10 protein-coding genes are annotated in these 15747 nt (G+C 68.4%); 6 read left to right on the top strand and 4 right to left on the bottom strand.

Annotation, left to right across the window (positions count from 1 at the left end):
* The first annotated feature begins 3 nt into the window (after positions 1-3).
* Entirely contained in the window at positions 4-675 is a 672-nt protein-coding gene (locus tag OIC96_RS38735) for a response regulator transcription factor (protein WP_330303353.1), read from the top strand.
* A gap of 71 nt (positions 676-746) precedes the next feature.
* On the opposite strand, the gene OIC96_RS38730 is transcribed toward OIC96_RS38735, so the two are convergent.
* The 4 genes from OIC96_RS38730 to metH all read right to left on the bottom strand — a co-directional run bounded on the left by OIC96_RS38730 (position 747) and on the right by metH (position 8851).
* A complete protein-coding gene (locus tag OIC96_RS38730) occupies positions 747-2330 on the bottom strand; it encodes an ABC transporter substrate-binding protein (protein WP_330310033.1) in 1584 nt (527 codons plus the stop codon).
* Between the two features lie 67 nt (positions 2331-2397).
* The gene (locus OIC96_RS38725) at positions 2398-4002 is read right to left on the bottom strand and encodes an ABC transporter substrate-binding protein (RefSeq protein WP_330303354.1); all 1605 of its coding nucleotides are present in this window, start codon (positions 4000-4002) and stop codon (positions 2398-2400) included.
* A gap of 464 nt (positions 4003-4466) precedes the next feature.
* Entirely contained in the window at positions 4467-5168 is a 702-nt protein-coding gene (locus OIC96_RS38720) for an HAD family hydrolase (RefSeq protein ID WP_330303355.1), read from the bottom strand.
* 152 nt (positions 5169-5320) lie between these two features.
* Positions 5321-8851 (bottom strand): methionine synthase, encoded by a 3531-nt coding sequence (gene metH, locus OIC96_RS38715; RefSeq protein ID WP_330303356.1) that lies wholly within the window; start codon positions 8849-8851, stop codon positions 5321-5323.
* Between the two features lie 269 nt (positions 8852-9120).
* Between metH and OIC96_RS38710 the strand changes: the two genes are divergently transcribed.
* The 5 genes from OIC96_RS38710 to OIC96_RS38690 all read left to right on the top strand — a co-directional run bounded on the left by OIC96_RS38710 (position 9121) and on the right by OIC96_RS38690 (position 15630).
* Positions 9121-9885, top strand: a complete 765-nt coding sequence (locus tag OIC96_RS38710) for an IclR family transcriptional regulator (protein ID WP_330303357.1) — start codon at positions 9121-9123, stop codon at positions 9883-9885.
* Positions 9886-10213: 328 nt separating this feature from the next.
* Entirely contained in the window at positions 10214-11008 is a 795-nt protein-coding gene (locus OIC96_RS38705; protein WP_330303358.1) for an MIP/aquaporin family protein, read from the top strand.
* Positions 11009-11159: 151 nt separating this feature from the next.
* Entirely contained in the window at positions 11160-12698 is a 1539-nt protein-coding gene (glpK, locus tag OIC96_RS38700; RefSeq protein WP_330303359.1) for a glycerol kinase GlpK, read from the top strand.
* An 8-nt stretch (positions 12699-12706) separates the two neighbouring features.
* Positions 12707-14323, top strand: coding sequence for a glycerol-3-phosphate dehydrogenase/oxidase (locus OIC96_RS38695; RefSeq protein ID WP_327427453.1), 1617 nt, complete (start codon positions 12707-12709; stop codon positions 14321-14323).
* A gap of 188 nt (positions 14324-14511) precedes the next feature.
* Entirely contained in the window at positions 14512-15630 is a 1119-nt protein-coding gene (locus OIC96_RS38690; protein WP_330303360.1) for an LLM class flavin-dependent oxidoreductase, read from the top strand.
* Positions 15631-15747 lie beyond the last annotated feature (117 nt).

The raw sequence follows: 15747 nt of genomic DNA, 5'->3' as shown, positions 1-15747 counted from the left end.
CACGTGGCCATCCGCGTCCTACTGGTCGACGACCAGCCGCTGCTGCGTACCGGCTTCCGGATGATCCTGGAAGCGGAGCAGGACCTTGCGGTCGTCGGCGAGGCCGGTGACGGTCTCCAGGCACTCGACCAAGTACGTGCCTTGCAGCCCGATGTGGTTCTGATGGACATCCGTATGCCGCGGATGGACGGTGTCGAGGCGACCCGGCAGATCTCCGGCCCCGGCCGGGACGGTCCGGCGAAGGTCCTCGTCCTGACGACCTTCGACCTCGACGAGTACGTGGTGGAGGCGCTGCGCGCGGGCGCCAGCGGCTTTCTGCTGAAGGACGCGCCCGCCGATGAGCTGGTGCAGGCGATCAGGGTGGTCGCGGCGGGCGAGGCGATGCTCGCGCCGAGCATCACGCGCCGGCTGCTCGACAAGTACGCGGGCCATCTGCCGTCCGGCGACGAGCCGGTTCCGGACACGCTGAACACGCTGACCGACCGTGAGGTCGAGGTGCTGAAGCTGGTGGCTCGCGGCCTGTCGAACGCGGAGATCGCGGCCGACCTGTTCGTCAGCGAGACCACGGTCAAGACGCATGTGGGCCACGTCCTGACCAAGCTGGGGCTGCGTGACCGGGTGCAGGCCGCGGTGTACGCGTACGAGAGCGGGCTGGTGCGCCCCGGCGCGCAGTAGCCCGTCGCAGCACATACGTTGAGGGCGCCTCCTTCTGGAAGGGGGCGCCCTCAACGTATGTACACGGCCGGTCAGCCCTTGCTGATCTCCCAGAAGCGGAACACGGTCGAGGCGTCGAGGCAGTATTCGAGCCCGTAGACGTTGTCGCGGACGACGGCGTACTGCTTGGCCTGCCAGATCGGGATGATCGGCACTTCGTCGGCCACGAGGTCCTGAAGCCTGCCGTAGTCGGATTCGGTCGAGGAGCGGTCGCTCTCGGCGGCGGTCTTCGGGATGAGCTGGCCGGTGATCGTGCTGTTGGTGAAGTTGTTGCTCAGCACGTTGCCCTTGCCGAAGAAGGGGGCCGTGAAGTTGTCCGGGTCCGGGTAGTCGGGCACCCAGCCCTTCACGTACACGCCGTACTTGCCCTTGGCGATGTCCTTCTCGTACTGGTCGTAGGCGACGGACTTCACGGTGGCGTCGAACAGCCCGCTGGCGTTGAGCTGCTTGGCGATCGCCTCGAACTCCTGGTCGGTGGACGGGCCGTAGCGCGACGGCGTCGACCAGAGCGTCAGTTTCACCTTGCCGCTGATGCCCTCGGCGCGCAGCGCGGCCTGGGCCTTGGACTTCGAGGGGCGGGCGCCGTAGGTGTCGAAGAACGACGTGTTGTGGCCGGTGATGCCGGCCGGGATGATCGAGTAGAGCGGTGTCGCCGTGTCCTCGTAGACCTCGTTGACCAGGGCGTCGCGGTCGAGGAGATAGGCGATGGCCTTGCGCACGCCGAGCTTGCCGGCGACGGGGTCGTCCATGTTGAAGACGAGGTGCTGGACTTCGGCGCTGGTGCCCTCGACGACGTTGACGCCACTGCCGGTGGCGGTGTCGTCCTCGATGTCCGCGATGTCGTTGGCGGCGAGGCCTCGGTAGGCGATGTCGATCTGGTTGCTGAGCAGCGCGTTCTTCAGGGCGGACTGGTCGCCGTGGAAGAACTTCAGCGTCATGCCGGAGTTCTTCACCTTGGCGGTGCCGTTGTAGTTGCCGTTGACGGAGAAGACGGCCTTGTCCTTGCTGAAGGAGTCCAGCGTGTACGGGCCCGAGCCGACGGCCTTGTTGTCCGTGCGCAGTCCGCTGCTGGAGTACTGCTGGTGGTCCACGATCGAGCCCGCGCCGGAGGCGATCTTGCTCGGGAAGGTGGCGTCGGCGTACTTGAGGTGGAAGACGACGGTCTTCCTGTCCGGCGTCTCCACCTTGTCGAGCATGGGGAACATGATCGCGGGACCGGCGTCGTCGTTGATCTCCAGCATGCGGTCGAAGGAGAACTTGACGTCCTTCGAGGTGAGCTCGTCACCGTTGCTGAACTTCAGCCCGTCCTGCAGCGTGCACTTGTACACCTTGGTCGAGGTGTCCGTGAACGTGCACTCCTTGGCGGCCTCCGGGACCGGCTCGGTGCCTCCGTTGGGGAAACTCAACAGCGACTGGAAGACGTTGTTGAACAACAGCCAGGAGCCCGGGTCGTAGCCGGACGCCGGGTCGGTGGCCAGGACGTCGTCAGACATCCCCATGACCACGGAGGAGCCGCTGCTCCCGGAGTCGCCCGTGTCCGAGCCGCATCCGGTGAGCAGGCCGGAGGCCAGCCCCGCCACGATGGGCAGAACTGGCCACTGGTTGCGCATGTTCACGAGCATGTGCCTTGTCGTCGGGTCTCGAGAACCCGGGGCCGCCCCGGCCCCGGGTCGGGGAGATCGGTCAGCCGCTGACTCCTCGGCCGAGCTCCCACAGCTGGAGGGTCGAGGAGGAGTTGAGCGCCCACTCCGTGCCCGTGATGTCGTCCCGCGCGGCGATGTACTGCTTGCCCTGCCACAGGGGCAGCAGCGGGACGTCCTCGGCCACGATGTCCTGGATGTCGGTGAGGCTCTTCGACGCGGTGAGGCGGTCGGCCTCGCGCCGGGACTCCGGGATGAGGGTGTTGATGACCTGGTTGTTCCTGTAAGGCGACTTGAGGAAGTTGTCCTTGTCGAGGAACGGCGCCAGGTAGTTGTCGGCGTCCGGGAAGTCGGGGAACCAGCCCATGCCCCAGACGTCGTAGTCGCCCGCCCGCTCGGCCGGGACGAACTTGTCCCAGCTCGTGCCCGAGATGCTGACGTCGAAGAGGCCGCTGGAGTTCAGCTGCTTCTTCAGGACCTCGAACTCCTGCTGGGTGGACGTGCCGTAGTGGTCGGTCGTGTAGTGCAGGGTGAGCTTCACCGGGGTGGTGATGTTGGCCTTGGCGAGCGCCGCCTTGGCCTTGGTGACGCTCGGGTCCCCGTACTTGTTGAAGAACGAGTTGGAGTGGCCCGTGATGGTGGCCGGGACCATCGAGTAGAGCGGCTCGGCCTGGGAGCCGTACACCTTGGAGACGAGCTCACCGCGGTCGACGAGCTGGGCCATGGCCTGGCGGACGGCCTTGGTCTTCACCGACGAGGCGTCGGTGTTGAAGGCCAGGTAGCGGATCTCCAGGCCGGGCATCTCGATCAGGTCGATGTCGCCGTCCGTGACGTTGCCGAGCTTGGTGATCTGGGCGGGCGTCATCGAGCGGGTCATCAGGTCGATGTCGCCCTTTTCGAGCGCGGTGCCCATGGCGTCGGCGCTCTCGTAGGAGCGCATCTCGACCTTGCTGTTCTTCACCTTCAACTGACCCTTGTAGTTCGGGTTCTTGGTGAAGACGGCCTTGACCATCTCGTCGTTCTTGACCTCGGCCTCAAGGGTGTAGGGGCCGGAGCCGTCCACCTGGAAGCCGTCGCGCAGCTTGCCCTTCTCGTAGTCCGCGGGGTTCACGATGCCGGCGACCGGGGTCGACAGCTTGAAGGGGAAGGTGGCGTCCGCGGTCTTGAGGTGGAAGATGACCTCGCGGTCGCCCTGCGTCTCGACGGTGTCGATGGTGGAGAGCAGCGCGAACACACCACTGTCGGACTTGAGCGACAGGGCGCGGTCGATGGAGAACTTGACGTCCTTCGCGGTGACGGGATCGCCGTTGGAGAACTTCAGGTCCTTGCGCAGCGTGCAGGCGTAGCGCTCGTTGCCCGTGTCGCTGAAGCCGCACTTCTCGGCCGCCTCGGGCTGCGGGTCACCGTCGCCGCGCGGCTGGACCATCAGGGTCTGCACGGTCTGGCGGAGAACGTTCCAGGTGCCCACGTCGTACGCGTACGCCGGGTCGAGGGGAGCCGGGGCATCCTTCGAGGCCGTGAACCGGTCCGTGGTGCCGACAACGATGGCATCGCCGCTGTTGCTCCCGCTGTCGGACCCACCACACGCGGCGAGCACCGGGGCGAGCAGGCCGACCACGGCCGGCAGCACCAAAGTCTTGCGGTTCATGCTCGAGTTTCTCCAGAGCTGTAGATTCCGCGAACCCGCATGCAGGGGTGGTGCGGCGGGTCACGGGGGGTACGGCGATGTTCTCGCGACGACATTAGTCCGCACCACCAGGACGGCCCGCAGGTACCGGAGTTGAGTTCCCATCACGCTACGAAACCGGGCGTGGACGCACCGATAACCCGACAGCGGAAGGATTCGTACAGGATTCCACCAATCGGGACACAAGGGCACGTCGGCCACCCTAGAAAGGGGGGTTACTGCACACGCCTGAACCGATGTCGACCCCTCGCGGCGTGACGAACGTCACACTCTCAACTGGGTTGGCAAGTACCGGAATTCGGCCATCCGGCTCGCGAATGAATTCCTGTGAGAGGGTCACCTGCGGTTACCTCGGGGAACCCTCGGCTATTCCCCGTATTCGTTCCGCACGCTCGGTGATTCAGTTCTGCACACTGGGTGAACGCCTAGCGCATTTCCGTCATCAAGCCGCGTAGAAAAGGCAGGTCGACCTCTTCGAGGGACGTCACCACCGTGCGCCGGGCGGCGGGGGCGATGGGCGCGACCGAGGGTACGGCGACGACCTGGCACCCCGCGGCCTCGGCGGCGGCGACGCCCGTGGCGGTGTCCTCGATGACGGCGCACCGTGCCGGAGCCGCGCCGAGCCCCGAGGCCGCGAGCAGATAGGGGTCGGGGAACGGCTTGGTCCGCTCGACCTCGTCGCCCGCGACGGTCAGCGAGAAGTAGTGCGGGCCGAGCGAGCCCAGGACGCGGTCGATGATGCGGCGGTGCGAGGCGGAGACCAGGGCGGTGGGGATCTCGTGCGCCGCCAGCTCGGCGAGGAGTCTGGCCGCGCCCGGCATCAGCGGCAGCGAGCGGCCGATACGGCCCTCGAACCCGTCGTTGAGCAGCACGGTCAGCTCGGCGAGGGTGATGTCGGCTCCGGTGGCCTCGATGAGGAATCCGGCACTGCGGGTCATGGGGCCGCCGACCACGACATGGCGCCAGGAATCGTCGAGCGTGTGGCCGAGGGCCGCGAAGACCTCGACCTCGACGTCCCACCAGAAGCCTTCGGTGTCCACCAGAGTGCCGTCCATGTCGAGGAGCACGGCCTCCAGGGCTGAGCCTTCGGCCGTACGGGTACCGAGCGCGGGGACCGTACTGGTCATCCGGGCGCACCTCCTTGAGGGACGATCAGGCCGGTTGCCCTTTTTGGCAAAGGGGCAACCGGCCTGCAGTGGACCGACCAGTGTACGACTTATCGGATCAGTACGCGTCTCGGTAATCCTCGGGCGCGTCTCTCAGTACGGCTCGGCGCGTCTCAGCGCGCGTTGAAGTACTTGGCCTCCGGGTGGTGGATGACGATCGCGTCCGTGGACTGCTCCGGGTGGAGCTGGAACTCCTCGGAGAGGTGGACGCCGATGCGCTCCGGCTCCAGGAGCCGGGCGATCTTGGCGCGGTCCTCCAGGTTGGGGCAGGCTCCGTAGCCGAGCGAGAAGCGGGCGCCGCGGTACTTGAGGGCGAACATGTCGTCGATGGCGACCGGGTCCTCACCGGCGAAGCCCAGCTCGGAACGCACGCGCGCGTGCCAGTACTCGGCGAGCGCCTCGGCCAACTGCACGGACAGGCCGTGCAGTTCGAGGTAGTCGCGGTAGGAGTTCGACTCGAAGAGCTTGGCGGTCTCCTCGCCGATCCGGGAGCCGACGGTGACGACCTGGAGGCCGACGACGTCCGTCTCGCCGGACTCCTCCGGGCGGAAGTAGTCGGCAAGACACAGCCGGCGGCCACGGCGCTGGCGCGGGAACGTGAAGCGCGTGCGCTCGTTGCCCCGCTCGTCCAGGAGGATCAGGTCGTCGTCCTTGGACACGCACGGGAAGTAGCCGTAGACGACGGCCGCCTCCAGCAGGTTGTCCGTCTGCAGCTTGTCCAGCAGCCCGCGCAGCCGCGGGCGGCCCTCGGTCTCGACCAGTTCCTCGTACGTCGGCCCGTCGCCCGCGCGTGCCTGCTTGAGGCCCCACTGCCCCTTGAACAGGGCGCCCTCGTCCAGCCAGGAGGCGTACTCCTTGAGCTGGATGCCCTTGATGACGCGGGTGCCCCAGAACGGCGGCTCGGGCACGCGGTTGTCGACCGCGACGTCGGAGCGGACATGCCCCTCCTCGGGGCGCTCCTCGACCACCGTGTCGGCCGCGGCGGCCCGCACCCGGCGCTGCTTCAGCTCCGGCAGGACCGCGCCCGGCACCCCGCGCTTGACGCCGATCAGCGCGTCCATCAGGCGCAGACCCTCGAAGGCGTCCCGGGCGTAGCGGACCTCGCCCTGGTAGATCTCGTACAGGTCCTGCTCGACGTACGCCCGCGTCAGCGCCGCCCCGCCGAGGATCACGGGGTAGTCGGCCGAGAGCCCGCGCTGGTTCAGCTCCTCCAGGTTCTCCTTCATGATCACCGTGGACTTGACCAGGAGCCCGGACATGCCGATGACGTCGGCCCGGTGCTCCTCGGCGGCGTCGAGGATCGCGGAGACGGGCTGCTTGATGCCGAGGTTGACGACGTTGTAGCCGTTGTTGGACAGGATGATGTCGACGAGGTTCTTGCCGATGTCGTGGACGTCGCCGCGCACGGTGGCCAGGACGATCGTGCCCTTGCCCTCGGCGTCCGACTTCTCCATGTGCGGTTCGAGGTAGGCGACGGCCGTCTTCATGACCTCGGCGGACTGGAGCACGAACGGCAGCTGCATCTGGCCGGAGCCGAAGAGCTCGCCGACGACCTTCATGCCGTCCAGCAGGGTCTCGTTGACGATGTCGAGGGCGGGGCGGGTCTGGAGCGCCTCGGCGAGGTCGGCCTCCAGGCCGTTCTTCTCGCCGTCGATGATCCGCCGCTTGAGCCGCTCGTCCAGCGGCAGCGCGGCCAGTTCCTCGGCCTTGCCGGCCTTGAGCGACTTGGTGGTGGCGCCCTCGAAGAGGGCCATCAGCTTCTGCAGCGGGTCATAACCCTCGGCGCGGCGGTCGTGGATGAGGTCGAGCGCGGTGGTGACCTCCTCCTCGGAGAAGCGCGCGATCGGCAGGATCTTCGACGCGTGCACGATCGCCGAGTCCAGGCCCGCCTTGACGCACTCGTCGAGGAAGACCGAGTTGAGCAGGATGCGGGCCGCCGGGTTGAGGCCGAAGGAGATGTTCGACAGGCCCAGCGTGGTCTGGACGTCCGGGCGACGGCGCTTGAGCTCGCGGATCGCCTCGATCGTGGCGATGCCGTCCTTCCGGGACTCCTCCTGACCGGTGCAGATGGTGAAGGTCAGGGTGTCGATGAGGATGTCCGACTCCTGGATGCCCCAGTTCGTCGTCAGGTCCTCGATCAGCCGCTCGGCGATGGCGACCTTGGTCTCGACGGTGCGGGCCTGGCCCTCCTCGTCGATGGTCAGCGCGATCAGCGCGGCGCCGTGCTCCTGGGCGAGGCGGGTGACCTTCGCGAAGCGCGACTCGGGGCCGTCGCCGTCCTCGTAGTTCACGGAGTTGATGACGGCCCGCCCGCCCAGCTTCTCCAGGCCCGCGCGCAGGACGTCGACCTCGGTGGAGTCCAGGACGATCGGCAGCGTGGAGGCGGTGGCGAAGCGGCCGGCCAGCTCCTGCATGTCCGCGACGCCGTCCCGGCCCACGTAATCCACGCAGAGGTCGAGCATGTGCGCGCCCTCGCGGATCTGGTCGCGGGCCATCTCCACGCAGTCGTCCCAGCGGGCCTCCAGCATGGCCTCGCGGAACTTCTTCGAACCGTTGGCGTTGGTGCGCTCGCCGATGGCCATGTACGCGGTGTCCTGGCGGAACGACACCGTCTGGTAGAGGGAGGCGGCGCCAGGCTCGGGCTGCGGGCTGCGCTGGTACGGGGCGATGTCACGGACGCGCTCGACGACCTGGCGCAGGTGCTCGGGCGTCGAGCCGCAGCAGCCGCCGACCAGCGAGAGGCCGTAGTCGCGGACGAAGTTCTCCTGCGCGTCGGCCATCTCGGGCGGGGTCAGCGGGAAGTACGCGCCGTCCTTGGTGAGGATCGGCAGGCCGGCGTTCGGCATGCACATCAGCGGCGTACGCGAGTGGCGGGCCAGATAACGCAGGTGCTCGCTCATCTCCGCGGGGCCCGTGGAGCAGTTCAGGCCGATGAGGTCGATGCCGAGCGGCTCCAGGGCCGTCAGCGCCGCGCCGATCTCCGAGCCGAGCAGCATGACGCCGGTGGTCTCGAAGGCGAGCGAGCAGATCAGCGGCATGTCCAGGCCGAGCGCGTCCATCGCGCGGCGTGCGCCGATCAGGCTCGCCTTGGTCTGCAGCAGGTCCTGGGTGGTCTCCACGATCAGGGCGTCCGCGCCGCCGGCGATCAGGCCCTCGGCGTTCTGCTGGTAGCCGTCGCGCAGGACGTCGTACGCGATGTGGCCGAGCGAGGGCAGCTTGGTGCCCGGGCCGATCGAGCCGAGGACCCAGCGCTGGCGGCCGTCCTTGGCACCGAACTCGTCGGCGACCTCGCGGGCGATGCGGGCGCCCGACTCGGACAGCTCGAAGATCCGGTCGGCGATCTCGTACTCGCCCGCCGCCGAGTGGTTCGAGCCGAACGTGTTCGTCTCGACGCAGTCGACGCCCACCTCGAAGTAGGCCTCGTGGACGGAGCGGACGATGTCGGGGCGGGTGACGTTCAGAATCTCGTTGCAGCCTTCGAGGTTCTCGAAGTCCTCCAGCGTCGGGTCCTGCGCCTGGAGCATCGTGCCCATCGCGCCGTCGGCCACGACGACGCGGGTGGTGAGGGCCTCGCGGAGCGCGTCGATGCGGCTCCGGTTCTCGGCAAGCTCGGACGAAAGGGACGGGTTCGGCAACGAAGCCATGAAGGTGCTCCCTGGAGTGCGACGGCTGTCGGCTTTGCGCTTCCCATGGAAGGCGCACGCCGTCAGGGTAGCCCGGAGCACCGCCAAAAGGTCAGGGGCGTCCACGGGGCGGACGGGCGTGGCGTCGGTGACGGCGGTGCCACGACGGACGAAACATGTGGCGACCACCCATTAGCGGGAGCTCGGCAACGACCGGTAGTGTTCGACATTGCCGAACGGCGGCAGTGAGTCGCACGCCGACGGTCGAAGGGGACGGAGGCAGCACGGCGATGGCACGGAACATCCAGTCGCTCGAACGGGCGGCGGCGATGCTGCGCCTGCTCGCGGGCGGCGAGCGGCAGCTCGGCCTGTCGGACATCGCGTCCTCGCTGGACCTGGCCAAAGGCACGGCCCACGGCATCCTGCGCACCCTTCAGCAGGAGGGCTTCGTCGAGCAGGACGCCGTCTCCGGTCGCTATCAGCTGGGCGCCGAGCTGCTCAGGCTGGGCACCACCTACCTGGACGTGCACGAACTGCGGGCGCGCGCCCTGGTGTGGACCGACGACCTGGCCCGCTCCAGCGGCGAGAGCGTCTATCTGGGCGTGCTGCACCAGCAGGGCGTGCTGATCGTGCACCACGTGTTCCGGCCCGACGACAGCCGCCAGGTGCTGGAGGTCGGGGCCATGCAGCCGCTGCACTCCACGGCACTGGGCAAGGTCCTGTCGGCGTACGACCCAGTGGCGCACAGCGAGGTCCTGGAGGCCGAACGCAAGACGTTCACGCCGCGCACCATCAGCGAGCTGGACGATTTCGAGGGCGTGCTCGACCTGACCCGCGCGCGCGGGTACGCGGACGATGTCGAGGAGACCTGGACGGGTGTCGCCTCGGTCGCCGCGCCCATCCACAACCGCCGGCGGATGCCGGTCGGCGCGGTGGGCATCACGGGTGCCGTGGAGCGCGTCTGCAAGGACGGGGAGCTGCGCCCGGACCTGATCGCGGCGGTACGGGACTGTGCCCGCGCGGTGTCGCGGGATCTGGGCGCCGGGCGGTTCTGAGAGCTGCGCGTTTCTGAAGGTTCGTACGAAGAAAGGCCGGGAAGCCAAGCGCTTCCCGGCCTTCGTCGTGTCCCCTCAAGATCGACGACTCACCGATAGCTCATAGCGATCAATAACGATCGTGTTTTCGATAACGGAGCCCTTGACGTGCTGGTAACGCGGGGGCAAGACTCCCGTCCATCGGTCGACATTGTCGAACACCTACCGGCAATACGCGCTAGAGTGTGGCGATGCCAAGGGCCGAATCGCTCTCGCTCCCTGAGAGCAACGAACCACCGGAGGGACCCGGGGTTCGGCTTCCCCTGGACGAAGGACAAAGGAGTCGCGGGTGTCCAGCTCCGACATCTTCATCGGCGAGACCATCGGTACCGCCGTTCTCATCCTGCTGGGCGGTGGCGTGTGCGCCGCCGTCACGCTGAAGGCCTCCAAGGCGCGCAACGCCGGATGGCTCGCCATCACCTTCGGGTGGGGCTTCGCGGTACTGACCGCGGTCTACATCTCGGCGCCCCTCTCGGGTGCGCACCTCAACCCGGCCGTGACGCTCGCGCTCGCGATCAAGGACAACGACTTCAGCAACGTCGCCACCTACTGGGGCGGACAGCTGCTCGGCGCCATGATCGGTGCCGCACTGGTCTGGGTCGCCTACTACGGCCAGTTCCTCGCCCACCTCACCGACAAGGAGATCGTCGGCGGTCCGGGCGCGCAGGCCACCAAGGTCAAGGCCGTCGAGGCCCAGGAGACCGGCGCCGGCCCCGTGCTCGGCATCTTCTCCACCGGCCCCGAGATCCGGAACGTGGTGCAGAACCTCGCCACCGAGATCATCGGCACCGTCGTCCTGGTCCTCGCGATCCTCACGCAGGGCCTCAACGACAACGGCAACGGCCTGGGCACCCTGGGCGCCCTGATCACCTCCCTCGTGGTGGTCAGCATCGGCCTCTCCCTCGGTGGCCCGACGGGCTACGCGATCAACCCGGCCCGTGACCTCGGTCCGCGCATCGTGCACGCCCTGCTCCCCCTGCCCAACAAGGGCGGTTCCGACTGGAGCTACGCCTGGATACCGGTCGTCGGTCCGCTGATCGGCGGCGCGATCGCCGCAGGCATATACAACGTCGCCTTCGCTTAGGAGCAGGGCCCGCAAGCTGCCCAGCAGCTTGCGGGCGCACAGCCCGAGCACCCGCTGACAGCACCGCTAAAGAGCCGCACGCCTTCCAGCACCGCTTAAAGCACGCGCCGTGGATACAGCCCCTCCCATTCGGAACCTTCAGGAGCACCCCGTGACCGACGCACACACCGCCGGCCCCTTCATCGCCGCGATCGACCAGGGCACGACCTCGTCCCGCTGCATCGTCTTCGACCGCGACGGACGCATCGTCTCCGTCGACCAGAAGGAGCACGAGCAGATCTTCCCGAAGCCGGGCTGGGTCGAGCACAACGCCACCGAGATCTGGACCAACGTCGAGGAAGTCGTCGCCGGAGCCATCGAGAAGGCCGGCATCACCCGCGACGACATCAAGGCCATCGGCATCACCAACCAGCGTGAGACCACGCTGCTGTGGGACAAGAACACCGGTGAGCCGGTCCACAACGCCCTCGTCTGGCAGGACACCCGCACCGACGCGCTCTGCAAGGAGCTCGGCCGCAACGTCGGCCAGGACCGCTTCCGCCGCGAGACCGGTCTCCCGCTCGCGTCGTACTTCGCCGGTCCCAAGGCCCGCTGGCTGCTCGACAACGTCGAGGGTCTGCGCGAGCGCGCCGAGGCCGGGGACATCCTCTTCGGCACCATGGACACCTGGGTCATCTGGAACCTGACCGGTGGTGTCAACGGCGGCAAGCACGTCACCGACGTGACCAACGCCTCCCGCACCATGCTGATGAACCTGCACACCCTGGAGTGGGACGACAAGATCGCCGAGTCCATCGGCGTCCCGCTGTCGATGCTGCCGGAGATCCGCTCCTCCGCCGAGGTGTACGGCGAGGTCACCGGCGGCAAGCTCGGCGACCTGCTCGGCGGCATCCCGGTCGCCTCCGCGCTCGGCGACCAGCAGGCGGCCCTGTTCGGCCAGACCTGTTTCTCCGAGGGCGAGGCCAAGTCCACGTACGGCACCGGCACGTTCATGCTGATGAACACCGGTGACAAGATCATCAACTCGTACTCGGGCCTGCTGACCACCGTCGGCTACCGGATCGGCGACCAGGCTCCGGTCTACGCCCTCGAGGGCTCCATCGCCGTCACCGGCTCGCTCGTCCAGTGGATGCGCGACCAGATGGGCCTGATCAAGTCCGCCGCCGAGATCGAGACGCTCGCGTCGTCGGTCGAGGACAACGGCGGCGCCTACTTCGTGCCGGCCTTCTCCGGTCTGTTCGCCCCGTACTGGCGCTCCGACGCCCGCGGTGTGATCGCCGGTCTGACCCGGTACGTCACCAAGGCGCACATCGCGCGCGCCGTCCTGGAGGCCACCGCCTGGCAGACCCGTGAGATCACCGACGCCATGACGAAGGACTCCGGCGTCGAGCTCGCGGCCCTCAAGGTCGACGGCGGCATGACCTCCAACAACCTGCTGATGCAGACCCTGGCCGACGTCCTGGACGCCCCCGTGGTGCGTCCGATGGTCGCCGAGACCACCTGCCTCGGCGCTGCCTACGCCGCCGGTCTCGCCGTCGGCTTCTGGTCCAACACCGAGGACCTGCGCGCCAACTGGCGCCGGGCCGCGGAGTGGACGCCGAACATGGCCGCGGAGACCCGCGACCGTGAGTACAAGAGCTGGCTCAAGGCCGTCGAGCGGACCATGGGCTGGATCGAGGACGAGGAGTAAGAACCAGCATGACCAGTCAGTCCACCACGCAGACCGTGCCTGCCCTCGGTACGCACCCGGCCTCCGGCTCCAACCCGAGCCGCGCCGAGACCCGGGAGCAGCTTTCCAAGGCGACGTACGACCTTCTCGTGATCGGCGGCGGCATCCTGGGCATCTCCACCGCCTGGCACGCCGCGCAGTCCGGTCTGCGGGTGGCCCTGGTCGACGCCGGCGACTTCGCCGGCGCCACCTCTTCCGCCTCCTCCAAGCTTCTCCACGGCGGTCTGCGCTACCTGCAGACCGGCGCGGTGAAGCTGGTGGCGGAGAACCACTTCGAGCGCCGTGCGGTCTCCCGCCAGGTGGCCCCCCACCTGGCGAACCCGCTCACGTTCTACCTCCCCGTGTACAAGGGCGGGCCGCACGGCGCGGCGAAGCTGGGCGCGGGTGTCTTCGCGTACTCGGCCCTGTCGGCCTTCGGTGACGGCGTCGGGCATCTGCTCTCGCCGTCGAAGGCCGCGCAGGACGTGCCCGAGCTGCGCACCGACAACCTGAAGGCCGTCGCGGTCTACGGCGACGACCAGATGAACGACTCCCGGATGGCTCTGATGACGGTCCGCGCGGCCGTCGAGTCCGGCGCCGTCGTCCTCAACCACGCCGAGGTCACCGGCCTGCGCTTCACCAAGGGCCGGGTCACGGGTGCGGACCTCAAGGACCGGACGAACGGCGAGGAGTTCGGCGTCGACGCGCGTCTCGTGCTCAACGCCACCGGCCCCTGGGTCGACCACCTGCGCAAGATGGAGGACCCGAACTCGGCGCCGTCCATCCGTCTGTCGAAGGGCGCGCACCTGGTACTGAAGCGCACGTCGCCGTGGAAGGCCGCGCTGGCGACCCCCATCGACAAGTACCGCATCACCTTCGCCCTCCCCTGGGAGGACATGCTCCTGCTCGGCACCACCGACGAGGAGTACGAGGGCGACCCGGGCGAGGTCGCGGTCAACGAGAAGGACATAGCCCAGATCCTGGACGAGGCCGCGTTCTCGATCCGGGACCAGCAGCTCTCCCGTGACCTGATCACGTACTCCTTCGCCGGTCTGCGCGTGCTGCCCGGCGGCCCCGGCGACACGTCGAAGGCCAAGCGCGAGACGGTCGTCACCGAAGGCCGCGGCGGGATGCTCTCCGTCGCGGGCGGCAAGTGGACCACCTTCCGGCACATCGGCCGTACGGTCATGCAGAAGCTGGAGTCGCTGCCGGGCCACCCGCTGGGCGAGGACTTCGAGCCGATCTCCCAGCTGCCGAAGAAGCTTCCGCTCCCCGGCGTCGCCAACCCGCGCGCGGTCGCCCACCGCCTGCTGGTCGACGGTCCGGCGCCCGGCCCGCGCATGGCGGCGGACACCGCCAAGCACCTGGCCACCCACTACGGTTCGCTGGCCTTCGACATCGCCCGCCTGGCGAACGAGAACCCGGAGCTGGGCGAGCGCGTCCACCCGGACGCCCCGGAGATCTGGGCGCAGGTCGTGTACGCCCGGGACAACGAGTGGGCCGAGACGCCGGACGACGTGCTGCGCCGCCGGACGACGCTGACGATCCGCGGTCTCGCCACGGACGAGGTGCGGGGCAAGGTGCAGGACCTGCTCGACAAGAAGTAGCAGATGCTGCGGTGATGTGAGGGGCGGCTCCCACGGGGGAGAGCCGCCCCTTTCGCACGTTCGGGCACGGGGGGGGAACGGGGGCTCGTACACGGGGAAAGCGGCCTCGTTATCGGCGGAACGGGGCTTCCGGAACGCTGCCATACCGCGTACATACGCCCGCAATGTCCCGGAGCGAGAGTAGGAGGATGCCTCCGGTTCCCCTCTCCGTGCTCGATCTCGTGCCCATTTCCGCCGGCTCGGACGCTCCGACCGCGCTGCGCAACACTGTCGAACTGGCCCGCGCGGCAGAGGAGTTCGGCTACCGCCGCTACTGGGTGGCCGAGCATCACCTCAATCCCGGGGTGGCGAGCTCGGTGCCGGCGCTGGTGATCCAGGCCGTGGCACAGGCGACCCGGGAGATCCGGGTCGGCTCGGGCGCCGTCCTGCTCGGCCATCAGACACCGCTGTCGGTCGTGGAGCAGTTCGGGATCCTGGACGCCCTGTTCCCGGGGCGGATCGATCTGGGGCTCGGGCGGTCCGGGCGGCCCAGGAAGGCTCCTGAGGCGTCCGCTTCGCCCGAGGGCACGTTCACGGACGAGGGCTTGTATCTCCCGCCTCGCTTCACCGGCTTCGGGCAGCTTCTCCAATCCCCGCGCTTCCGGCTCCAGTTGAGCCTGTTGCAGCAGCCGGGCGCCGAGGCTCCGGCTTACGAGGAGCAGGTCGCCGACATTCTCGCGCTGCTGGCCGGCACATACGTCGACCAGGACGGCACCGAGGCGCGTCCGGTGCCTGGTGCGGGTGCGGACGTCGACGTGTGGATCCTCGGCAGCAGTGCGGGCGAGAGTGCGGAGGTGGCGGGGGCGCGGGGGCTGCCGTTCGCGGCGAACTATCACGTCTCGCCCGCCTCGGTCGTGGAGGCGGTGACGGCCTACCGCCGGGCGTTCCGGCCGTCCTGGGCGCTGGCGGAGCCCTACGTCGCCGTGTCGGCGGACGTCGTGGTGGGAGCGGATGACGACTCCGCGCGGCGGCTGGCTGCCGGGTACGCGGCGTGGGTGCGCTCCATTCGCAGCGGGGAGGGAGCCATTCCGTTCCCGACGCCCGACGAGGCGTATGCGCGGCAATGGAGCGATGCGGAGCGGGAGTTGGTGGCTGATCGGGTGGATACGCAGTTTGTGGGGGCGGTGGAGACGGTGATCGAGCGGTTGCGGGCGTTGCGGCGGGCGACGGGGGCGGATGAGTTGGTCATCACCACGATTACGCATGATCACGCGGATCGGGTTCGGTCGTACGAGTTGCTGGCGCGGGCCTGGCAGAAGCGGGCCTGAGGGGTACTCAGCGGTTTCTCGCCCCCGCCGCCCCTACCGGTCCCATCCCGTTCCTGGGGCTCCGCCGAGACGTTGCAGCGGTTCGCCTAGGAGATCGCGCCGGTGGTGCGCCGCGAG

The organism is Streptomyces sp. NBC_00775, from assembly GCF_036347135.1.
GTDB classification, from domain to species: domain Bacteria; phylum Actinomycetota; class Actinomycetes; order Streptomycetales; family Streptomycetaceae; genus Streptomyces; species Streptomyces lutosisoli.
This window is presented reverse-complemented; position numbering and strand designations above follow the sequence as displayed.